Raw genomic sequence first — 24,392 nt, 5'->3', positions numbered from 1 at the left:
TCGATTAGGCTATTTTCCGCGTTCGCGTGAACGCGTACGGGCAGAGTCGGCTCCGCGCCTGAAGCAAAACCCGGAGAAACGCCAGCGATGGACACCCAGCAGAAGAAGCTGATCGAGGACTATTGGCACGCGCAGCTGGGTGGCACTCCTCAAACGCTTTCACTCGGGCGGGGTGGCGACGGGCCAGAGTCGACGTTGAGGCTGAACCTGTCCACGGGAACAGCGGCGCGCCTGCGCACGGTGAGCAAAGGCTCGCCACTGGGTGTGGCCATCCTGGGGATGGCGCTGCTCAAGACGGTGCTGCGCAGCTACGCCAAGAGCGAGGATGTGACGCTGGTGACGCTGATGCCGGCGGGAGGGCCGTCGGCGGGCAACCGCATCGCCTGTCGCACGCGCCTGGGTGCCAATCTGGAGCTGGCGGCGGCGCTGGGAGCCGTGAAGGCGACGGTGCAGGAAGCGCTCGCGCATGGAGACTACCCCTATGAGGCGCTGCGCGAGCGCCTGCGGCAACGGCAGACGTCGCTGCCGGAGGACGACGCGAGCGCGCTCTTCCGCAGCGCCGTCCTGCACTCGGGTCTGCCGACACCGGCGGGTATTCCACTCGTCTTCACGCTCGACGACAGCGGAGAGGATGGTGCGGTCTCTCTCGTGCACCGTCTGGCCCCGGCGCATGTGCCGCTGCTGGAGCGCCTGCTGGCGGCCTGGGCCGAGCTGCTCGCGGGTTTCACGGCGCACCTGAAGACAACCCTGGCACGGCTGCCCGTCATCCCCGAGGCCGAGCGGCGGCGCATCCTCGACTTGTCGGCCAGCCCGGCGGTGTGGCCGAGCCAGACGACCGTGGCGGAGCTGTTCGACCAGGCTGTCCGCAGTCACGGCTCGCGCATCGCGGTGACGTATGAAGGCCGCTCGCTCACCTACGCGGAGCTCGACGCCAGGGCCACCCGGCTGGCTGGCAAGCTGCGAGCCGCTGGGGCGGGCCGCAACCAGATGGTCGCGCTGCTGGTCGACCGCTCGCTGGAGCTGGTGACGGCCATTCTTGCGGTGGTCAAGGCGGGTGCGGCCTATGTGCCCATCGACCCCGACCTGCCGGCCGAGCGGATGCGTTTCATTCTCGAGGACTGCGGCGCGCGCGTTGTCGTGGCGTCCCGGCCGGGCGCGGCGGAGCTGGCCCCCTCGGCGAAGTGGTTCCACCTCGACGACCCGGAGCTGTGGCAGGGGCCCGTGCCCGAGCTGGCGCCGGTGAACGCGCCTGGCGACCTGCTCTACGTCATCTACACGTCGGGCACGACGGGACGTCCCAAGGGCGTGTTGATTGAGCACCGCAACGTGGTGCGCCTGCTGTTCAACGACCGCTTCCAGTTCAGCTTCGGCGCCACGGACACCTGGACGCTCTTCCACTCCTATACCTTCGACTTCTCGGTATGGGAGATGTACGGCGCGCTGCTGTATGGCGGCCGTGTCGTCGTCGTGCCCAAGATGACGGCGCGAGATCCGTCGGCGTTCGTCGAGCTGATGATTCGCGAGCGGGTGACGGTGCTCAACCAGACGCCGTCGGCGTTCTATGGATTCATAGAGGCCGAGCAGGCGCAGGCGGGGAGGGTGGAGGCGCTGCGCTACGTCATCTTCGGAGGCGAGGCGCTCGACCCGGGCAAGCTGGCAACGTGGCGGAGGCGGTATCCGGAAGTCGCGTTGATCAACATGTATGGAATCACGGAGACGACGGTCCACGTCACGTACAAGGAGATAGGGGAGAAGGAGATAGAGACGAACGTCAGCAACATCGGGAGGGCAATACCGACGTTGTCGACGTACGTGGTGGATGAGCAGTTGGAGCTTGCGCCGCTGGGAGTGGCGGGTGAGCTGTGCGTGGGAGGAGAGGGAGTAGCGCGCGGGTACCTGAACCGGGACGAGCTGACGGCGGCGAGATTCGTGGAGAGCCCGTTCGTGCCGGGAGAGAAGCTCTACCGCTCCGGGGACCTGGTGAGGCTGCTGGAGAGCGGGGACCTGGAGTACCTGGGGAGAATCGACGCGCAGGTGAAGGTGAGAGGGTTCCGTGTCGAGACGGGAGAGATAGAGACGCAGCTCAAGACGCACCCAGCGGTGGCCAGAGCCGTGGTGGTGGCGCGCACCGACGGGGGAGCGACCTACCTGTGCGCCTATTTCGAGCTCAAGGAGGGGATGGCGGCCGTCGACCGGAGCGGGTTGAACGATGAGCTGCGGGCGCACCTGGGGAAGTTCCTGCCCGACTACATGGTGCCGCAGTACTTCGTGGCGATGGAGAGGGTGCCGCTGACGGCCAATGGGAAGCTCGACCGGGCGGCGCTACCGTCTCCCCTTTCGATGGCGGCACCGGCGGTCGTTCAGGGTGCGACGTCCGTCGAGGCGAAGCTGCGCGGAATCTGGGACGTCGTCATCGGTGCCGGCAACGTGGCGGCGGATCGCAGCTTCTTCGACGTGGGCGGCGACTCCATCCGCGCCATCCGTCTGGTCGGCCTCGTCAACGAGGCCTTCGGCACGCAGCTGCGCATTCCGGACCTCTACCAGCACGACACGCTCGCCAGGCTTTCGGCGCTGGTCTCTGGCGTTGCCCCGGCCACTGAAGATCGTGGTGAGAACAGAGCGCGTGCCGAGCTCGTTGCGGAGTTCGCGCGCCTCAAGGAGGGAGTGGCGGCTTTCGCCGACGTTGAGTCGCTCGACGATGTCTATCCCGCGACCCACATCGAGCAGGCCATGCTCTACCACGGGCTGAAGTCGCCGGAGGAAGGCATCTACCACGACCAGCTGGTATATGAATTCTTGGCGCCGGGCTTCGACGCCGAGCGCTTCCGCCGTGCGCTGGTGTTGCTCGCCGGGAAGCACGAGGTGCTGCGCTCGCGCTTCGTGCTGGACGGCCCCGACGGACCTTTGCACCTCGTGGAGAGTCACTCCCCAGTGGTGTATGGCCACCTCGAGCTCGTCGGCATGGATGCACGCCTGCAGTCGGAGGCGGTGCGGGCGTGGCTGGCGGAGGACAGGACGCGGCCGTTCGTGCCGGAGCAGGCGCCGCTGTGGCGCGTCCAGTCATTCGCCTGCGGCGGGGGACGGCTGGTGTTGGCACTCGTTGCCCACCACGCCATCCTCGATGGCTGGAGCGCGTCGTTGCTCGTGCGCGAGCTCGACGCCATCTACCGCCGCCTGGAGGTGGAGCCCGGCTTCCGACCGGAGCCGCTGAGCAGCCGGCACCGCGAGCACGTCCTGCAGCAACTGCTCGAGCGACGCAGGCCCGAGGCCGCCGCGTTCTGGCGTGAGGAGCTCCAGGGCTTCGTGCCTCTCGACAAATTCGCCGAAGCGCGGCGCAACGAGCCGCACGACGTGCGGGAGATGAGCCGCGAGCTGTCACCGACGCTTGTCACCGCGGTGCGCGGGGCGGCGAAGGCGCGGGGAGTGAGCGTCAAGACGCTGTGCTTGACGGCGTATCTGGAAGCAATGTCGATGTTCAACTACCACGCGGACATGGTGGTTGGACTGGTGACGCATGACCGGCCGACGTGTGTTGACGGTGACCGGCTGCTGGGGTGCTTCCTCAACACCATTCCGTTCCGCATCCGGATGCCGGCCGAGGCGAGCTGGGAGGAGCTGGCGCGGACGGTGGAGGCGCGCCTTCAGGCCGTCAGGCCCTACGAGCGTCTGCCTCTGGCGGAAATCATCCGTGTGACCGGGGAGGACGCGCGAGAGGGCAATCCGTTCTTCTCGGCCTTCTTCAACTACACGGACTTCGGAGACGACGGAGCGTTGACGGCCGGAGCCGAGCGGCAGATAGAGGCCGAGGGGCATGTCCGGACCGACATGCAGCTCGAGTTCACGGTGGATGCAACGGGAGAGCGCCTGCAACTGGTGGTGAGCCACGCGCAGCCGACGTTCACCGCGGAGGAGGCCGAGAGGCTGTGCACCTACTTCGAGCGGGCCCTGCGACTGCTGGTGCAAGAGCCGGGGCGGAGGGTCAGCAAGCTCGACGTCATGGGCGAAGAGGAGCAGCGGCAGGTCGTCACTGCCTTCAACGCCACGGACCGGAATGTCGCGCTCGGGCCGAGTGTGCAGGCTGCGTTCGCGGCCCAGGTAGCGCGAACACCGGAGCGCGTGGCGGTGGTGTGGGAGGAAGGACAGCTCACGTACGCCCAGCTGGCGGCCCGTGCCGAGAGGATAGCGGCCGTGTTGCGTGCCTCTGGCGTGAAGCGGGAGACGGTGGTGGGCCTGCTGGTGGAGCGCTCGCCGGATATGGTGGCGGCGGTGCTGGGAATCATCGCGGCGGGAGGAGCCTACCTGCCGTTCGACCCCGAGCTGCCGGACGCGAGAATCGAAGAGGTACTGGGCTCGGTGGGAGTCAAACACCTCGTCAGCACCACGTTGGCGCTCGAAGGACGGCAGCTCGAGTGGCTGAAGGAGGCCGGACAGCCCGGGGAGGGTAAAGCACGTACGCTGTTGTCGCTGGACCGGCAGGAGACGGCGCCTGCGGCGCCGGTGTCGGTGCCGACGGTGGAGAGTGGGCTCGATGACCTGCTGTATTTGATTTCGACCTCGGGCTCCACGGGCAACTCCAAGTGCGTCATGGTCGAGCACTTCACGATGCTCAACCTGGCCGAGTACACCCGGGAGAAGATGGGACTGCCGGTGGTACCCAAGGTGCTGCAGCTGGCCTCCATCGGCTTCGATGTGTCGGCGCAGGAGATGTTCACGACCCTGCTGACGGGTGGCCAACTGCACCTCATCCCCCCGGGGGTACAGCGGGACGTGCCGAGGCTGTTGGCGCTGCTCGAGCGCCGCGGGGTCGAGGTCGTGTACTTGACTCCGGCTCTGCTCGACATCTTCTTCGCCGACGCGGAGATGGCCGCGGCCATTCCGGTGTGTGTGCGTCACTTCATCGCGGCGGGTGAAGCGCTGATGGTGGGGCCGTTGCTCGCGCAGGCCGTGCGCGAGGGCCGCGTGACGCTGCACAACCACTACGGACCCTCCGAGACGCACCTGGTGCTTACTGCCACCTTCGGGCCGGGAAGTGAGGTACCAGCGCGACCTACCCTCGGCACGCCGGTATCGAACTTCCGCATCTTCGTGCTGGACGAGAACGGGATGAGTCAGCCCGTGGGCACGCCGGGAGAAATCTACCTCGGAGGCCGGCCCGTCGGCCGGGGCTACTACGGCCGGGATGACCTCACGGCGGAGCGCTACCGTCGAGGCCTGCCGGACGCGACGATGCCGGGCACGCTGTTGCCGGAGGCGGCGCGAAGCGAGCGGGTGTATCGCTCCGGAGACCTCGGGTGCTGGAAGCCTGACGGGACCGTCACGTACCTCGGGCGTATAGACCAGCAGGTCAAGATTCGAGGATTCCGGGTCGAGCTGGGGGAGATAGAGCAGAGGTTGCGCCAGCTGGCCGGGGTGAAGGAGGCCGTCGTCCTGGATGTGGACGACGGAGGAGGGCGGCGCCGCCTGGTGGCGTATGTGGTGCCACAGGAGGGCAAGGTCTCGCCCGAGGATGCGTCCCGCTGGCGCGCCGAGCTGGGAAAGACGCTGCCGCACTACATGGTGCCGCCCCTGTTCATCGGCATCGAGGCCGTGCCGCTCACGCGCAACGGAAAAGTAGACCGCAAAGCCCTGGCCGCGGCTCCTCTGGCGAATGCTGCCTCCGACGAAGCTGAGTACGCCGCACCGCGCGACGAGATCGAAGAGAAGCTCTGCCACCTCGTCGCGGACGTGCTCGGCGTACCGCGCGTGGGAATCCACGACAGATTCTTCGAGATGGGTGCGTCCTCTCTCGATTTGATCAAACTCCAACGCAGGCTGGAACGAGAGTTCTCGGTACGCCTTCCGATCGCCTCCTTCTTCGAACATCCGTCGATCAGCGCGCTGGCACCCCAGTTGGGCTCTGTCGCACGAAAGCAGACCGGTGGAGGGGAGCCCCTGAGCGGAACTCCTCCGTCCGTGAACGATGCGAACGAAGGAGCGGAGCTCCGTCCCCGCGAGACGAAGATCGCCATCATCGGGATGGCCGGGCGGTTTCCCGGCGCGTCGAACGTGGGCGAACTGTGGCAGAACGTTCTCGTCGGGAAGGACTGCATTGCTCGATTTGCCGCGGACGCCGCGCAAGAGTCCTTCCTGGTCCCCGAGGGGCCTCGGCACCCGCGCTTCGTTGGAGCGGAGGGAATCCTGCGCGAGACGGGGGTCGATGAGGAGCTCTGGCGGCCGTCCGCCGAAATGAGAGCGCTCGATCCTCAGTCCAAGTTGGCGATCGATTGCGTGCTGGCATCCTTCGAGGACGCGGGGTACGACCCCTGGACCTACGCCGGTCGGGTTTCGCTCTATGGCGGAGCCTCCTCGATTCCTCTCGCCGAGACCTTCGCGACGCGAGCTCTGCCAAAGTCGGGAAACGCAATCTGGGCGTTGGGGGCTGTCGCTCCCGAGACCATGCCCCTGCGCATTGCGCATGCGTTCGGGTTCCGCGGCGAAGCCGTGAACGTCAACACGGCATGCTCCACGGGGCTCGCCGCCGTACACCTGGCATGCCAGAGCTTGTTGTCTGGAAACAGTGAGCTCGCCGTCGCGGTTGCCGCGGAAGTCCCTTCGATACAGGGCGTCGGGTACGTTTATGAAGAGGGAACGATCTCGTCGAAAGACGGCTATGTCCGGCCCTTCGATGCCGCCGCTTCCGGTACCATCGGGGGACATGGGGTGGCGGCGGTCCTCCTCAAACCGCTCGATGCGGCCATTCGAGACGGTGACTCCGTCTATGCCGTGATTCGTGCGACCGCGATCAACAATGATGGCCGCACCAAGGTCGGGTACACGGCGCCGAGCGTCGAAGGGCAAGCGGCCGTGATTTCCGCGGCCCATTCACTGGCGCGGATCCGGGCGGACGATGTCGGCTATGTCGAGACGCACGGTACGGGGACACGTCTGGGTGACCCCGTCGAGATGGCGGGGCTTACCCGCGCGTTCCGGCTGTCGACGAACAACGTTGGATATTGCGCCCTCGGCGCCATCAAAGCCAACATCGGGCACCTCGCCAACGCCGCGGGACTGGCCGGTCTGATCAAGACCGCATTGGTGCTCCATCACGAGACCATCCCGCCTCTCGCTCATTTCAAAACGCCCAACCCGGAGCTGCGGATCGAGACGACTCCCTTCTCGATTCCCACGGTGGCACGGGCGTGGACGCGTGGTGAGCGTCCTCGCATCGCGGGCGTCAGTTCGTTCGGAATCGGTGGAACCAACGTTCACGCCGTGCTCGAGGAGGCCCCCGCTTCCCACACGGCGCCCGCGGCGGCGCGGAAATTCTTCGTGCTCCAGCTCACCGCACGCACGGAACAAGCGCTCGAAAGCGTGAGCCGCGAAGTCGCCTTGGCGCTCGAATCCGCATCCCGGACCGATGTGGCCGATCAGGTGTTCACCCTCAACACCCGGCGATTGAAATGGCCTGTCAGGCGGACCGTCGTCGGTATGGATGGTGCCTCGCTCGCTCGTGGCCTGCGGGATCGTCGTGGAGCCCAGGCCGTACCGAAGGGCCCCCTCTCGCTCGCCTTTGTCTACGCGGGCATGGGGCCCTTTCCCGCCGGGCTGGGCGCTTCTCTTCATGAGACGGAGCCCGTCTTCCGGCGGCATGTCGAGCTCTGCCACGAAGGATTCGCGCGTGCCGGCTTCAACGTGCGCGGGGCGCTCACGGAGGGGCCGTCCAGCCTCCGGCTCCCCGTAGGCCTGGCAGGTGCTGCTGTCTTTACGTTCGAGACGGCGCTCCATCGGCTGCTCGAGTCCTGGGGTATCCGCCCCTCGTGCGTCATCGGACACAGCTTTGGCGAGTACGCGGCGGCGTTCTGCGCGGGGGTCCTCTCCCTCGATGACGCACTCGAGGTGGTGACCGCGAGATGCCGCGCGATGGACTCCATGCCCGAAGGGTCCATGCTCGCGGCGACGTGCACACACGATGATGGGCTCCATTTCGCGCGGCGAGCGGAGGTCGAGATCGCCGCGTTCAACGGTCCCAACGCGGTGGTGTTTTCGGGAGCGCCCGAGAACATCGAGCGGCTCCGGAACCAGCTTCGCTCGAGCCGCGTGGCGAGCGTGAAACTTGGAGTCGATCGTGCGCTGCACTCGAAAGACGTAGACGCGGTCCTCCCGCGGGTCGTCGAGGCTTTCTCGGCCGTGCGGCCTCAGAGCCCCTCGGCCCGGTTCATCTCCACGGCAACGGGCGCGATGGAGAGCGAGAGGCTCACGGCCGCGGGCTATTGGGCCGAACAGATGCGGAACCCGGTGCGCTTCGTGGATGCATTGCATGCGGCTCGTGCGGCTGGCGCGAATGCATTCGTCGAGATCGGTCCGGCTGGTGGCCTCGTCCCCTTCATCTCCGCCAGTGCAGGGGCGGAGGCGGTCAGCATGCCCGCCTTCCGCAGTGGAGACGATTCCCGCGCTCTGTACGAACTGGTCGGTCGTCTCCTCGACCTCCAGTGCCCCGTTGACTGGTCCGGCTGGTATGCCGGTGAAACCCGCCGGCGCGTTCAGGTCGCGTTGCATCCGCGACCACGTGCGGAGGCCGTCTTCGCCGCGGCGCCTTCTCGAGCCGAAGCACCGTCTCCACCGATTGCAGTGCATCCTCCTCCTCGGCGAGCGGAGTCCTTGCCGACCGGTTCCGTCCCGGCGCCGAGCCATGCCAGAGAATCGAGTTCAAGCGTGAGCGCAGGTAGTGTTTCAGTGCAGCGACCCTCAGGGAGCGTTGACAGCCACGCCATCGAAGAGCGCGTCTCTCTTCTGTGGCGGCAGTTCCTGAAGTTGGAGACGATCGACCATCATACGCACTTCATCGAGCTGGGCGGCTCCTCATTGATGGCGGTCCAGCTCGTCTCCGCCATGCGCGAAACGTTCGGCGTCGATTTCGGGCTGGCCGAGCTCTTCGCCGCTCCCACCGTGGAAGGGGCGGCTCGATTCATCGCGAGCAAGGGCGGTGGGTCGACGCCGCTCGAAGGTTCGTCTCCAAAGCAGCCGGGTTCCCGGCTCCCCACCCGGGAAGACTCCGTGGCAGGGTCTCACGACGGAGCGGGTGCCGGAGCCCATGCGCTCGCATTGTCCGCCGTTCAGCGGCGTACTTTCGCGGCGCACGTTGACTCCGAATGGGGTCCGAGCGTCGTCAACATGGCAGTGGCCGTCCGCATCCGCGGACCACTCGAGATGCCACGATTGGCGCGCGCTTTGAAAAGCACCGTCGGCCGGCATGAAGCCCTTCACACGCGGTTCATCGTTCAGGGCGACAGCGTCACGCTCGACACGAATTTCCGCCCGAGCGATGTCCAGCTCACGTCGATCTGGTGCGACGCCGAGGGCGCGGACGCGCGGCTCGCCGAGGTGCGCTCCGCGATCAGCGAACGGGTCGATCAGCGCTTCGACCTTTCTCGTGAAATTCCGATTCGCGCATTCATCTTCCATGTGGGTGATGAGGACCAGGTTCTGGTGCTCGTCATCCACCACATCGCGGCGGATGCCTCGTCTTTCGAGATCATCTTGCAGGAGATACTACAGAGTTATCATGGGGTACCGCTCGAGGCGGACGCTCCACGGTACTCGGAATTCGCAGCGGAGCAGGCCGCCGCCATCCTCGGCCCAGACGGCTCCGCGCACCTCGAGCGGTGGAACACCGTCTTCAATAGCTCTCCCCGTTTGCGAGCCCTGCTCGATCCGGACAAGAGCGTGCGCGCCAATGCGAGTGTCTCACTCCCTCTCGGGCACGAGGTCGGCCGGATGGTGGCCGAAATCCGCAAGCAGAGCGGGTTGTCGACATTCGTCATCCTCACTGCCGCGCTCTCGATGGCGCTGAGAGATACGTTCCGCTCGTCCGAGTTGATCATCAGTACGCCGCACGGGAATCGCGACCGGGCCGGGCACGCCAACCTCGTCGGGTATGTGGCGCATTGCATGCTCATGGTGCTCGGTGCGGATGCCGCAACGGGGCCTGGTGGCGTACTCCGTGAAGTGCAACGTGCCTTCTCCGAAGCGCTGAGCCATTCCAAGGTGCCGTTCGAACATTGGGTTCTCGCGCGCAACGAACGCGGCGCGCACCCGTTTTCGGATCTGTGCCTCATTGTCCATGAGGGCTACGAGGCGTCGGGGCGAATGGGTGAGCTCGAGATCGAGCCGTTCGCGTACGAGCTGCCCGGTGATGCCGGCGAGGCGGATTGGACGGCCACCATGGGCACCGTCGGCGCCCTGATTCGGCTCGATAGTGGCGGGGGTGGCCACATGTCCCTGTGCTTCCCTCGAGAGGTGCTCGGAGCGGAGGCCAGGAACATCCCTCTCCGCCTGGAGGCGGCGCTCAAGAGCCTGCTGGAGACACAGAAGTCAGCATCCGCTCTCGTACCCGCTCTCTCCGCCGCACCTCGTTCGCCGCTTGCCCTGCGGCTCGACGGGGTGGCCCTTTCGCATGCGGAGCTCGCGCGTCTCACGGCCGAGCTCGAGGACCATCTGCGCACGAGCGGCATCGGGCCGGCCTCGGCCGTCAACATCAGCTACCGCAACCGCGCCGAGCTCGTCGTGGGGACGCTCGCCCTCGTCCGGATGGGCGCCTACGCGACCCTCGGCCGCACGGATGCCTCCAGGAGCCTGTCGCTCCACCCGAAGGAAGTACGAGGCGCCCTCGATAAAGAGCACGGTGCGATTTCGATCGACATGCCCAGGGGGAGAACCCGCGTTCCCCGGATCGATTCCGACGCGAGCCCCATCACGGCGGAGTCCGTGCGGCACGCCGCGGAGCTCTCGTCCCAGGTGTCGCCTGCCAGCGGTGCGCATGTCATCTGGGATGACGCACTGCCCGACAATCGAGCTTTGGCGTTTGCCGTCGCCGCGCTACAGGCAGGAGGGCTCGTTTCCGATCTTCCGTCCGTGGCTCCGTCGGTTCGGAGCGTCACGGAGTCCGTCCCACTGAGTCTCGCGTACTTCCCCGTCGACGAAGACGCATCCAGCGATGAGACGTATCGTCTCTTCATGGAAGGGGCCAAACGCGCGGACGAGTTGGGACTCCGCGGCGTCTTCGCACCGGAGCGCCACTTCCATCCTTTTGGAGGCTCCTTCCCCGATCCCCTGGTGGCCGCGGCCGCACTCGCCGGGGTGACCAGGCGTATCCACCTTCGAGCGGGAAGTGTCGTTCTGCCCCTTCATGATCCGATTCGCGTCGCCGAGAGCTGGGGGATGCTCGACGTGCTCTCGGGCGGTCGCGTTGGCCTTTCCATCGCCACCGGGTGGCGGATGGAGGATTTCGTACTCGCGCCTTCCATGTTCGCTCGACGCAAGGAGAGTCTGACGGGGCTGCTCGAGACCCTGCGGGCGCTCTGGAGGGGGGAGTCCATCGAGCGTCCCGACCCGGAGGGGCGCCCGATCCAGATACGGACCCGGCCACGTCCTCTTCAGCCGGAGCTTCCCGTCTGGCTCACGTGCGCGGGTTCCCAGACCTCGTTCACGCTCGCTGGGGAGCTTGGTACCTCTATTCTCACCATGCTCGTACCGGCGGACATCGATACGCTCAGGGACAATATCGCGGCGTATCGCAAGTCCTTTGCCCGTCACTGGAATGGTGCGGCCGGGCACGTGACGGTTCTCGTCAGCACGTTCATTCATCAAAGCGACGCGATGGCGCGTGAGATCGCTCTCGCGCCTCTCGAACGCTATCTGGCCTGGTCGCTCGATATTGGTGCGAGGGAGTTGGTGGCATCCGTGCCGATGGAAGCCGGCAATCGTTTCCTCCGGCAGAAAGCCGAACGGGTCATCGAAAACGAAGGGCTGATCGGCGGTCTCCCCGAGTGCCAACGACGCCTCGAATCGCTGGTCTCGGCGGGAGCCGACGAGATCGCGTGCCTCGTGGATTTTGGGGTTCCTCGCGAGGAGGCGCTCCAGGGAATCGACAACATCGCCGCCCTCGCGGAACGCGCGCCCAGGAGGGTCGCTCGGTGGGCGGGCGTTCCAGCGCCCGTGCCCTTGGAGCACCGCGGCCGACCGGAGGTCTGGCTCCTGTCAAAATCGAGCGGCAAGGTGGTTACACCGGATACGGGTCGGACGGTGCTGGTCGAGGACGAGCATCTCCGCGCCGAGGTTTCGCCATCCGTGAACGAGCATTCGCTAGCTGAAGGCCCGACGGCGGTTCGTGCCTAGGGCACCAAAAAACGAGCACGCCTACGCGCGTTTTGCCATCGCGCAAGAGTTCGATGGTGGCGTTCCTCGACCGGGTCTTCTGGAGCTTGAAGACGAAGTCGAGGGCGCCTAGGGTGCGCGCAGGCTCCACAGCCACGCCTTGGAACACCTGGAGAATCGCAACAGATGGATGCCCAGCAGAAGAAGCTGATCGAGGACTATTGGCACGCGCGGCTGGGCGACAACCCTCATGGGCTGTCGCTCGGGCGGGGTGGCGACGGGCCAGAGTCGACGTTGAGGCTGAACCTGTCCACGGGAACAGCGGCGCGCCTGCGCACGGTGAGCAAAGGCTCGCCACTGGGTGTGGCCATCCTGGGGATGGCGCTGCTCAAGACGGCGCTGCGCAGCTACGCCAAGAGCGAGGATGTGACGCTGGTGACGCTGATGCCGGCGGGAGGGCCGTCGGCGGGCAACCGCATCGCCTGTCGCACGCGCCTGGGTGCCAACCTGGAGCTGGCGGCGGCGCTGGGGGCCGTGAAGGCAACGGTGCAGGAAGCGCTCGCGCATGGAGACTACCCCTATGAGGCGCTGCGCGAGCGCCTGCGGCAACGGCAGACGTCGCTGCCAGAGGACGACGCGAGCGCGCTCTTCCGCAGCGCCGTCCTGCACTCGGGTCTGCCGACACCGGCGGGTATTCCACTCGTCTTCACGCTCGACGACAGCGGAGAGGATGGCGCGGTCTCTCTCGTGCACCGTCTGGCCCCGGCGCATGTGCCGCTGCTGGAGCGCCTGCTGGCGGCCTGGGCCCAGCTGCTCGCGGGCTTCACGGCGCACCTGAAGACGACGCTGGCGCGGCTGCCCGTCATCCCCGAGGCGGAGCGGCGGCGCATCCTTGACTTGTCGGCCAGCCCGGCTTCCTGGCCGAGCGAGGCGACCGTGGCGCAGCTGTTCGACCAGGCTGTCCGCAGTCACGGCTCGCGCATCGCGGTGACGTATGAAGGCCGCTCGCTCACCTACGCGGAGCTCGACGCCAGGGCCACCCGGCTGGCTGGCAAGCTGCGAGCCGCTGGGGCGGGCCGCAACCAGATGGTCGCGCTGTTGGTCGACCGCTCGCTGGAGCTGGTGACGGCCATTCTTGCGGTGGTCAAGGCGGGCGCGGCCTATGTGCCCATCGACCCCGACCTGCCGGCCGAGCGGATGCGCTTCATCCTCGAGGACTGCGGGGCGCGCCTCGTCGTGGCATCCCGGCCGGGCGCAGCGGAGCTGGCCCCCTCGGCGAAGTGGTTCCACCTCGACGACCCGGAGCTGTGGCAGGGGCCCGTACCCGAGCTGGCGCCGGTGAACGCGCCGGGCGACCTGCTCTACGTCATCTACACGTCGGGCACGACGGGACGTCCCAAGGGCGTGTTGATTGAGCACCGCAACGTGGTGCGCCTGCTGTTCAACGACCGCTTCCAGTTCAGCTTCGGCGCCACGGACACCTGGACGCTCTTCCACTCCTATACCTTCGACTTCTCGGTATGGGAGATGTACGGCGCGCTGCTGTACGGCGGCCGTGTTGTCGTCGTGCCCAAGATGACGGCGCGAGATCCATCGGCGTTCGTCGAGCTGATGATTCGTGAGCGGGTGACGGTGCTCAACCAGACGCCGTCGGCGTTCTATGGGTTCATCGAGGCGGAGCAGGCGCAGGCGGGGAGGGTGGAGGCGCTGCGCTACGTCATCTTCGGAGGCGAGGCGCTCGACCCGGGCAAGCTGGCAACGTGGCGGAGGCGGTATCCGGAAGTCGCGTTGATCAACATGTATGGAATTACGGAGACGACGGTCCACGTCACGTACAAGGAGATAGGGGAGAAGGAGATAGAGACGAACGTCAGCAACATCGGGAGGGCAATACCGACGTTGTCGACGTACGTGGTGGATGAGCAGCTGGAGCTTGCGCCGCTGGGAGTGGCGGGTGAGCTGTGCGTGGGAGGAGAGGGAGTAGCGCGCGGGTATCTGAACCGGGACGAGCTGACGGCGGCGAGATTCGTGGCCAGCCCGTTCGTGCCGGGAGAGAAGCTCTACCGCTCCGGAGACCTGGTGAGGCTGCTGGAGAGCGGGGACCTGGAGTACCTGGGGAGAATCGACGCGCAGGTGAAGGTGAGAGGGTTCCGTGTCGAGACGGGAGAGATAGAGACGCAGCTCAAGACGCACCCAGCGGTGGCCAGAGCCGTGGTGGTGGCGCGCACCGATGGAGGTGCGACCTACCTGTGCGCCTATTTCGAGCTCAAGGAGGGGATGGCGGCCGTCGACCGGAGCGGGTTGAACGATGAGCTGCGGGCGCACCTGGGGAAGTTCCTGCCCGACTACATGGTGCCGCAGTACTTCGTGGCGATGGAGAGGGTGCCGCTGACGGCCAATGGGAAGCTCGACCGGGCGGCGCTTCCGTCTCCCCTCTCGATGGCGGCGGCGCCGGCGGCAGCGCCAGCGGCGGTTCCGGGCGCGACGTCGCCCGTCGAAGCGAAGCTGCGCGGCATCTGGGACGTTGTCATCAGTGCAGGAAACGTGGCGGCGGATCGCAGCTTCTTCGATGCGGGCGGCGACTCCATTCGCGCCATCCGTCTGGTCGGGCTCGTCAACGAGGCCTTCGGCACGCAGCTGCGCATTCCGGACCTCTACCAGCACGACACGCTCGCCAGGCTTTCGGCGCTGGTCTCTGGTTCGGCCTCGGCCACTGATGAGAACGGAGAGCGTGCTGCGCTTGCCGCGGAGTTCGCGCGCCTCAAGGAGGGCGTAGCGGCCTTCGCAGACGTCAAGTCGCTCGACGACGTCTACCCCGCCACCGATATCGAGCAGGCCATGCTCTACCACGGCCTGAAGTCGCCGGGGGAGGGCGTCTACCACGACCAGCTGGTGTATGAGTTCTCGGCTCCGGGCTTCGACGCCGAGCGCTTCCGCCGTGCGCTAGTGTTGCTCGCCGGGAAGCACGAGGTGCTGCGCTCGCGCTTCGTTCTGGACAGCCCTGACGGACCCTTGCTCCTCGTCGAGAAGCACGCTCCTGTCGTGTATGGCCACCTCGAGCTGGCCAGCATGGACGCACGCCAGCAGTCGGAGGCGGTGCGGGCGTGGCTGGCGGAGGACCGGACGCGGCCGTTCGTGCCGGAGCAGGCGCCGCTGTGGCGCGTCCAGTCATTTGCTTGCGGCGGAGGGCGGCTGGTGCTGGCGCTCGTCGCCCACCACGCCATCCTCGATGGCTGGAGCGCATCGCTGTTCGTGCGCGAGCTCGACGCCATCTACCGCCGCCTGGAGGTGGAGCCCGGCTTCCGACCGGAGCCGCTGAGCAGCCGGCACCGCGAGCACGTTCTGCAGCAACTGCTCGAGCGACGCAGGCCCGAGGCCGCCGCCTTCTGGCGCGAGGAGCTCCAGGGCTTCGTGCCTCTCGACAAATTCGCCGAAGCGCGGCGCAACGAGCCGCACGACGTGCGGGAGATGAGCCGCGAGCTGCCACCGACGCTTGTCACCGCGGTGCGCGGGGCGGCGAAGGCGCGGGGCGTGAGTGTCAAGACGCTGTGCTTGACGGCGTACCTGGAAGCAATGTCGATGTTCAACTACCACGCGGACATGGTGGTTGGACTGGTGGCGCACGACCGGCCGACGTGTGTTGACGGTGACCGGCTGCTGGGCTGCTTCCTCAACACCATTCCGTTCCGCATCCGGATGCCGGCCGAGGCGAGCTGGGAGGAGCTGGCGCGGACGGTGGAGGCGCGCCTTCAGGCCGTCAGGCCCTACGAGCGTCTGCCTCTGGCGGAAATCATCCGTGTGACCGGGGAGGACGCGCGCGGGGGCAATCCGTTCTTCTCGGCCTTCTTCAACTACACGGACTTCGGAGACGACGGAGCGCTGACGGCCGGGGCCGAGAGGAAGATAGAGGCCGAGGGGCATGTCCGGACCGACATGCAGCTCGAGTTCACGGTGGATACAACGGGAGAGCGCCTGCAACTGGTGGTGAGCCACGCGCAGCCGGCGTTCACCGCGGAGGAGGCCGAGAGGCTGTGCACCTACTTCGAGCGGGCCCTGCGACTGCTGGTGCAAGAGCCGGGGCGGAGGGTCAGCAAGCTCGACGTCATGGGCGAAGAGGAGCGGCAGCAGGTGGTTGTCGCCTTCAACGCCACGGACAGGAATGTCGCGCTCGGGCCGAGCGTGCCGGCCGCGTTCGCGGCCCAGGCCGCGAGAACGCCGGAGCGCGTGGCGGTGGTGTGGGAGGAAGGGCAGCTCACGTACGCCCAGCTGGCGGCCCGAGCCGAGAGGATAGCGGCCGTGTTGCGCGCCTCTGGAGTGAAGCGGGAGACGGTGGTGGGCCTGCTGGTGGAGCGCTCGCCGGACATGGTGGCGGCGGTGCTGGGAATCATCGCGGCGGGAGGCGCCTACCTGCCGTTCGACCCCGAGCTGCCGGACGGGAGAATCGAAGAGGTACTGAGCTCGGTGGGAGTCAAACACCTCGTCAGCACCACGTCGGCGCTCGAAGGACGCAAGCTCGAGTGGCTGAAGGAGGCCGGACAGTCCGGGGAGGGCAGGGCGCGCACGCTGCTGTCGCTGGACCGGCTGGAGACGGCGCCCGCGGCGCCGGTGCCGACGGTGGAGAGCGGGCCCGATGACCTGCTGTATTTGATTTCGACCTCGGGCTCCACGGGCAACTCCAAGTGCGTCATGGTCGAGCACTTCACGATGCTCAACCTGGCCGAGTACACCCGGGAGAAAATGGGACTGCCGGCGGTACCCAAGGTGCTGCAGCTGGCCTCCATCGGCTTCGATGTGTCGGCGCAGGAGATGTTCACGACCCTTCTGACAGGTGGCCAACTGCACCTCATCCCTCCGGGGGTACAGCGGGACGTGCCGAGGCTGTTGGCGCTGCTCGAGCGCCGCGGGGTCGAGGTCGTGTACTTGACGCCGGCACTGCTCGATACCTTCTTCGCCGACGCGGAGATGGCCGCGGCCGTTCCGGCGTGCGTGCGCCACTTCATCGCGGCGGGTGAAGCGCTGATGGTGGGGCCGTTGCTCGCGCAGGCCGTGCGCGAGGGACGTGTGACGCTGCACAACCACTACGGACCCTCCGAGACGCACCTGGTGATCGCCGCCGCCTTCGGGGCGGGAAGCGAGGTCGCGGCGCGACCCGCCCTGGGCAAGCCGGTGTCGAACTTCCGTATCTTCGTGCTCGACGAGAACGGGATGAGCCAGCCCGTTGGCACGCCGGGAGAAATCTACCTCGGAGGCCGGCCCGTCGGCCGGGGCTACTACGGCCGGGATGACCTCACGGCGGAGCGCTACCGTCGAGGCCTGCCGGACGCGACGATGCCGGCCTCGTTGTTGCCGGAGGCGGCGCGAAGCGAGCGGGTGTATCGCTCCGGAGACCTCGGGTGCTGGAAGCCCGACGGAACCGTCACGTACCTCGGGCGTATAGACCAGCAGGTCAAGATTCGAGGATTCCGGGTCGAGCTGGGGGAGATAGAGCAGAGGTTGCGCCAGCTGGCCGGGGTGAAGGAGGCCGTCGTCCTGGATGTGGACGACGGAGGAGGGCGGCGCCGCCTGGTGGCGTATGTGGTGCCGCAGGAGGGCAAGGTCTCGCCCGAGGATGCGTCCCGCTGGCGCGCCGAGCTGGGAAAGACGCTGCCGTCCTACATGGTGCCGCCTGTGTTCATCGGCATCGAGGCCGTGCCGCTCACCGGTAACGGCAAGGTCGATCGGCGGCGTCTGCGTGCCGTGGCTACCACGGCTGCGCCGGCGCCCCGGTCGGTGCCGCTCGGTGACCCGCTCGCGGTGAAGCTCGCTGAGCTGTGGGCCTCCACTCTTGGCGTCGACGCCGCGAAGCTCGGTACCGACTCGGACTTCTTCGCGCAGGGAGGCCATTCGCTCAAGGCGATGCTGCTGGCGGCGCGCGTCCAGCGGGCCTTCGGTGTCGCGCTGCCATTGGCGGCGATCTACGAGGAGGCGACGCTCGGCGCCATCGCCGAGCGGATTCGCGCCGCCGCGCTCCAACGCCACGAGCCCATCCAGGCGTTGGCACCGCAGGCGCGCTACCGGGTGTCGCCAGCTCAGCAGCGGTTCTTCGTGCTGAGCGCACTCGCGCCCGAGACCCTGGCCTATAACCTGCCGCTCGCGGTCGAGCTCAGCGGTGCTGTCGATGCGGCGAGGCTCGAACGCGCGTTGACGGCCCTGGTGGCCCGGTACGCGGCGCTGCGCACCGGCTTCTTCCTCGAGGACGGCGTGCTCTTCCAGCGTATCGAGGACACGGTGCAGGTACCGTTCGCCGTAGCGGACGTCACGGCCAGCGAGGTGCCTCAGCGCATCACGGCTTTCGTACGGCCGTTCGACCTCGCCAGGCCGCCGCTGATCCGGGCCTTGCTCCTGCGCACGGGGCAGGAGCAAGCGACACTGGCTCTCGATTTCCATCACATCGCGCTGGATGGCGTCTCGACCGGTATCCTGTTGCGCGACCTGCTGAAGCTCTATGCCGGCGAGACACTGACTCCGCCGCGTCTGCAGTACGTGGACTACGTCGCCTGGCTGGAGACGCCCGCGCAGCAGCAGCGCCGGCAACGCCTGGCGGATTTCTGGAGCAGCCGCTTCACCGGTGAGACGCCGGTCCTGAACCTGCCGACGGATCTGCCGCGGCCGCCGGTTCGCACCACGGCCGGGGCGCTCACCCACTTCACCCTGCCACCGGCGGTCGTGGATGGCTGGCGCCGTCTTGCCCGTGAGGAGGGCGCAAGCCTCTTCATGGTCAGCCTGGCGGCCTTCCACGTCTTCCTCGCCAAGCTCACCGGGCAGGACCGCACCGTCGTGGGTACACCGGTCGCGGGCCGCAACCACGCCGACCTGGAAGACATCGTCGGCGTCTTCGTCAACACGCTCGCGCTCGGCAATCAGCTCGATGCGCGGAAGAGCTTCCGCGCCTTCCTGGCGGATGTGCGCCGGACGACGCTCGATGCCTTCGAGCACCAGGACTATCCGTTCGAGGAGCTCGTCGAGCGCCTGGGCGCGGCGCGAGACACCGCGCGCAACCCCCTGTTCGACGCGTTCCTGGCGCTGCAGAACATCGACCTCTCGGTTCCGAACAGCGCCGGGCTGAAGGTGACGCCGCGAGACACGGACGTGGTCGCCAGCAAGTTCGACCTCTCGCTGTACCTGGCCGAGCGAGACGGAGGGCTGACCGCCACGTTCGAGTATGCCTCGGACCTGTTCCGTCCCGAGACGGTGGCGCGGTTCGCGCGCTACTTCGCGACGCTTGGCCTCCGCATCGCCACGGGTCCGGATGCGCCCATCGGAAAGCTGAGCCTCGTCGACGACGAGGGACGCGCATTCCTCGACACGTTGGCGACGTCGCCGGTGCCGCGGCCTCAGGCAGACGCGATGACGCTACCGGCGCTGCTCAGCGCGGCGACCGCCCGCTTCGGTGACCGGCCCGCCATCTTGTCCGCCACCGGCGAGACGCTCACCTATACGTCTTTCGATCAGCGGGTGACCCGTCTGGCCGCGGCTTTGACCGCGAAGGGCGTGGGGCGCGGCTCCGTCGTCGCCTTGCGCCTCGAGCGCTCGGTCGACTTCGTCGTTGCCGTCTTCGGCGTGTTGAAGGCGGGTGGCGCTTATCTGCCCATCGATCCGAAAACGCCACCGGATCGGACGGCGTTCATGCTTCGCGATAGTGGTGCACGCCTCATCCTCGGAAACGACGCCGACCCGGCCTTCCTGCTCACGAGCTGCGAAACCTGTGGTGTCCGCGCTCTGGTCGAGCAGGGCGGCGCGCCCGCGGCCAGCGACAGCGCGCGTCCGGAAGACGCCGCGTACCTGCTGTACACCTCCGGCTCGACCGGGACACCGAAGGCCGTCGTCGTCGAGCACCGCGCCATCGTCAATACGATCCTCGCGCTTCAGCAGGCGTATCCGCTCGAGGCCGACGGCGTCTACCTGCACAAGACCGCCAGCACCTTCGACGTCTCGGCGGCGGAGCTGTTCGGCTGGATGCACGCAGGCGGCCGGCTGGCGCTCCTCGAACCCGGGGGCGAGCGCGACCCGCTGGCGATCGTCGCGGCGATCGCCCGCCACAACGTGACGCACCTCAACTTCGTTCCGTCCATGTTCGGAGCTTGGGTCGAGGGGCTCGACGCCACCACCGCGCAGCGACTCGGGAGCCTGCGCCATGTGTTCCTGGCGGGCGAGGCCGCCGTACCGGGTCCGATCGAGGCCTTCCGCTCGCTCTGTCCGGCGGTGCGGATCCACAATCTCTACGGCCCGACCGAGGCGGCGATCTACGCCAGCGGGTTCTCGCTCGCGGATTGGGACGGCTCCGGGGAGATCCCGATCGGCAAACCGCTCGCGGGCGTCACGCTCCGCATCATCGACCATCACGGGGGTCTGGCGCCGGTCGGCGTCGTGGGCGAGTTGGCGATCGGTGGCGCCGGTCTGGCGCGCTGCTATCTCAACCGGCCTGACCTGACGGCGGCGAGCTTCGTTCCCGATACCTTCGGGCACGGTGCCGATGGCGGCCGTCTCTACCGCACCGGCGACGCCGCGCGGTGGCGGGACGATGGGCAGATCGAGTACCGCGGCCGCATCGATCATCAGGTGAAGGTGCGTGGCTTCCGTGTCGAGCTCGGCGAGGTGGAAGCCATGATGCGGCGCTGCAAGGGCATCAAGGACGCGGTGGTGGCCGTGCGCGGTGCCACGGGCGGCGATGCGAGCCTCTGCGGTTACTACGTCGCCGAAGAAGACCGCGCCGGACCCCAGCTCGAGGAGGCGCTGCGCGCGGGTCTCGCCGCGGCGCTTCCGGATTACATGGTGCCGTCGCACTTCGTGCAGCTGCCGACGCTGCCTCTCAACGCGAGTGGCAAGGTGGACCGCCGGGCGCTGCCGGCACCGCAGGCGGTGGCGACCGGCGGCGACCGCCCGGCCTACGCCGCTCCCAGCGACCGGATCGAGCAGGCCGTCGCCGCGGCGTGGGCGCGTGCGCTTGGCACCGAGCGCATTGGGCTCGACGACAACTTCTTCGATCTCGGCGGCACGTCACTGGGGCTCGTTCGTCTTCAGAGCCTTCTGCGCGAAGCGCTGGGCCGCGAGGTACCGGTGGCCACGCTCTTCCGCTTCCCGACGCTGCGCGCTCAGGCGGCGTACCTGAAGGAGCCGGCGGCGGACCGCGACACCGTGCGCCGGACTGAACCCGGCGATGCGAATCGCAGCAAGTTGGTCGCGCGCCGGAGGAGGGGCTCGTGATGAAGAACCTGAACCGGACCCTGGAGTTCCCCACGACGCGGTGTGAGCCGGAGAGCGGCTACACGTTGCACGGCAAGCGGTTTGAAGATCCCTACGCCTGGCTGGAGCGGCTCGACGCCCCGGAGACCCAGGCGTGGATCGCCGCGCAGGAAGCCGTCACGCACTCCGTGCTGCGCGCGTTGCCGGGACGCGACTGGCTGCGGGAAACGGTCGCCCGCTCAGCGCGCTATGCGCGGCTCTCTCCGCCGATTTGCGCCGGGCCGAACGGACGCGAGTTTCTCTGGAAGGCGGACGCCAGCGACAACAAGCTCAAGTTCATGTTCCGGCGCGGCAAGGGCGCGCCGCTCGAGACGCTGCTCGACCCCAACACGTGGGCGAGCAACGAGGCGCTGGTCTACGCCGTGCCGTCACCCAACGGTGCGCTGGTCGCGTTCGGGAAGTCCATTGGCAACGCCCACGACGCGGTGATCCACGTGCTCGACGTCGAGACGGGGCGGCTGCTTCCCGACCGGCCTCGGGGTACGAGCCACACGTCGGTGGCCTGGCGACCCGACTCGTCGGGATTCTTCTATGCGGCGTGTCCCGAGCCGGGCGAGGTGCCCCCGGGCGACGAGGCGCACTGGAACTCCATCTACGAGCACCGGATCGGATCGGGCGTGCCCGCCCGCCGCGTCTTCGGCGATGACCAGGAGAAAGAGTACTGGTGCACCGTCAAGATGAGCGAGTGCCGCCGTTTCGCCGTGCTCTGCAAGTGGGACTATGTGCACGCCAATGTCGTCTACCTGCTGCGCCTCGAAGACGACGCACTCGTGCCGGTGGCTCCCGTCATGCGGTCCGTCAACCAGGTGCAGGTGATTGGCGACTCGCTGCTCATCCAGACCGACCTCGACGCGCCGCGCGGCCGTCTGTGCGTCGCGTCGCTGACGGCGCCGACGGAGTGGCGGACGCTCATCCCCGAGAACTCGGACACGCTGCAGACGGTCACCGGTGTCGGCGGCCGGCTCTACGCCGTCTACTCGCATGCGGCGTCGCATCGCGTGCGCATCCACGCCGAGGACGGCACCTACCTCCGCGACCTCGCGCTGCCAGCCCTCGGCTCGGTGAATCGCAACGAGGGAGACGGCATCGTCAGCGGCATCAGCGGCTCCTGGCGCGGCGACGAGGTGTGGGTGAGCTTCACGTCGTACGTTCAGGCACCCTCGGTCTACCGCTATGACTACGCGACGGATCGCCTGTCGCCGTACCACGTCCCCGACGTCGGGCTCGACGCGTCGGAGTATGTGACGGACCAGGTCTGGTACGAGTCGCTCGACGGTACGCGGGTGTCGATGTTCATCGTCCACCGGAAGGGCCTGCCCCGCGACGGACGCCAGCCCGTGCGCCTGAACGCCTACGGTGGCTTCAACATCGCGCTGGATCCTCGCTTCTCGGCGCTCAATGCCGCCTGGCTGAAGCTGGGAGGCGTGCTTGCCTTCGCCAACATTCGAGGTGGCGGCGAATACGGCCGCGCCTGGCACCAGGCGGCATGCAAGACGCGGCGGCAGAACGCCTTCGACGACTACATCGCGGCGGCGCGGTGGCTCGTCTCAGCGGGCTACACGACACCCTCCAGGCTCGTCTCACGCGGCAACAGCAACGGGGGTCTGCTCGTCGCCACCACCGCCCTGCAAGCGCCCGAGGCCTTCGGCGCCGTCTACTGCCGCGCGCCCATCCTCGACATGCTGCGCTTCCCGAGTTTCGGCCACCTGAGCTCGGCGACCGTCGAATACGGCTCGCCCGAGGATCCCGTCGAGGGTGCGTATCTCGCCGGGTATTCGCCCTACCACAACATCCGGGCCGATCGCCGCTATCCCGTGATGGCCTTCGTGTCGGCGGCGAACGACCGGGTCGCGCCGCCGCATGATCCGCTCAAGATGGTCGCCAGGCTCCAGGCCGAAGGCACGCAGGGCGGACCCTATTTCCTGTTGTCGCTCCGGGACTCGGGACACGGTGGCGGCACCACGTTGACGGCGCTCGTTGAACAAGATGTCGACGAGCTAAGCTTTTATTGCTGGGCGCTCGATGTCGTACCGCCCACGCCGGGCGAGAAGTCCGGCGCAACCTTGGAGGCCGCACAGTGAGTAATGGAGACACAACGGCAGACCTGAAGACCGTCGGTGTCATCGGAGCCGGAACGATGGGCATCGGGGTAGCGCACGACCTGGTGCTGCATGGCCTGTCGGCGGTGCTGGTCGACGTCTCGGACGCGGCCCTCGCGCGGGCGCGCGAGGAGATCGTACGGCTGGTGCGTTTCGGCGGTCTGGTGAAGGCGACGCTACCGAAGGTGAAGGTGTCGGAGGCCCTCGAACGGCTGCGTTTCACGACGCGTCTCGCGGATGTCGCCGGCTGCGATTTCATCGTCGAGAACGTTCCAGAGGTCTTCGCGACCAAGAGCGCCGTCTACACCGAGCTGGACGCCATCTGCCGCCCGGAAGTGTGTTTTGGCGTCAATACCTCCTGCATCTCCATCACCCGGATCGCAGCCGTGACGCGCAGGCCGCAGCAGATCGTCGGCATGCACTTCATGAACCCCGTCTATCTGAAGTCCGCGGTGGAGGTCATCCGCGGTTTTCATACGACGCAGGCGACGCTCGATAGGGCCTCGGCGCTCCTCGCGGCGCTTGGCAAGTCGGCGATCGTCGTCAACGACCTGCCGGGCTTCGTCGCCAACCGCATCTCGCACCTCATGATGAACGAGGCGGCCTTTCTCGTTCAGGATCAGGTCGCCGATGCGCGGGCGATCGACGAGATTTTCAAGCAATGTTACGGACACGCCATGGGTCCGCTCGAGACCGCCGACCTGATCGGCCTCGATACGGTCGTCAGCTCGATCGACGTCCTGTATGAGAGCTACCAGGACCCGAAGTTCCGTTGCAGTCCGCTGCTGCGCAAGATGGTGGCGGCCGGCAAGCTCGGGCGCAAAAGCGGCGAGGGATTCCACAAGTACTGAGTCGCGCGGGATTCCAGGTGCGCCGCGT

4 protein-coding genes are annotated in these 24,392 nt (G+C 67.4%); all 4 read left to right on the top strand.

From position 1 onward, the window contains the following. The first annotated feature begins 87 nt into the window (after positions 1-87). Positions 88-12,153 carry a non-ribosomal peptide synthetase/type I polyketide synthase gene (locus NR810_RS15785; protein ID WP_257453432.1) on the top strand — a complete coding sequence of 4,022 codons (12,066 nt, stop codon included), beginning with the start codon at positions 88-90 and terminating at the stop codon, positions 12,151-12,153. Positions 12,154-12,318: 165 nt separating this feature from the next. Further along, positions 12,319-21,375 carry a non-ribosomal peptide synthetase gene (locus NR810_RS15780; RefSeq protein ID WP_257453431.1) on the top strand — a complete coding sequence of 3,019 codons (9,057 nt, stop codon included), beginning with the start codon at positions 12,319-12,321 and terminating at the stop codon, positions 21,373-21,375. Continuing rightward, positions 21,375-23,495: a prolyl oligopeptidase family serine peptidase gene (locus tag NR810_RS15775; RefSeq protein ID WP_257453430.1), complete on the top strand. Its 2,121-nt coding sequence runs from the start codon at positions 21,375-21,377 to the stop codon at positions 23,493-23,495. Before NR810_RS15780 ends, NR810_RS15775 begins: the two co-directional genes overlap by 1 nt. Then, positions 23,492-24,364: a 3-hydroxyacyl-CoA dehydrogenase family protein gene (locus NR810_RS15770; RefSeq protein WP_326522504.1), complete on the top strand. Its 873-nt coding sequence runs from the start codon at positions 23,492-23,494 to the stop codon at positions 24,362-24,364. Before NR810_RS15775 ends, NR810_RS15770 begins: the two co-directional genes overlap by 4 nt. Positions 24,365-24,392: the final 28 nt, after the last annotated feature.

The sequence above is a fragment of the Archangium lipolyticum genome, assembly GCF_024623785.1.
Taxonomy (GTDB): Bacteria; Myxococcota; Myxococcia; order Myxococcales; family Myxococcaceae; genus Archangium; species Archangium lipolyticum.
The sequence above is the reverse complement of the archived record's forward strand: the minus strand, read 5'-3'. Positions and strand labels throughout refer to the sequence as shown.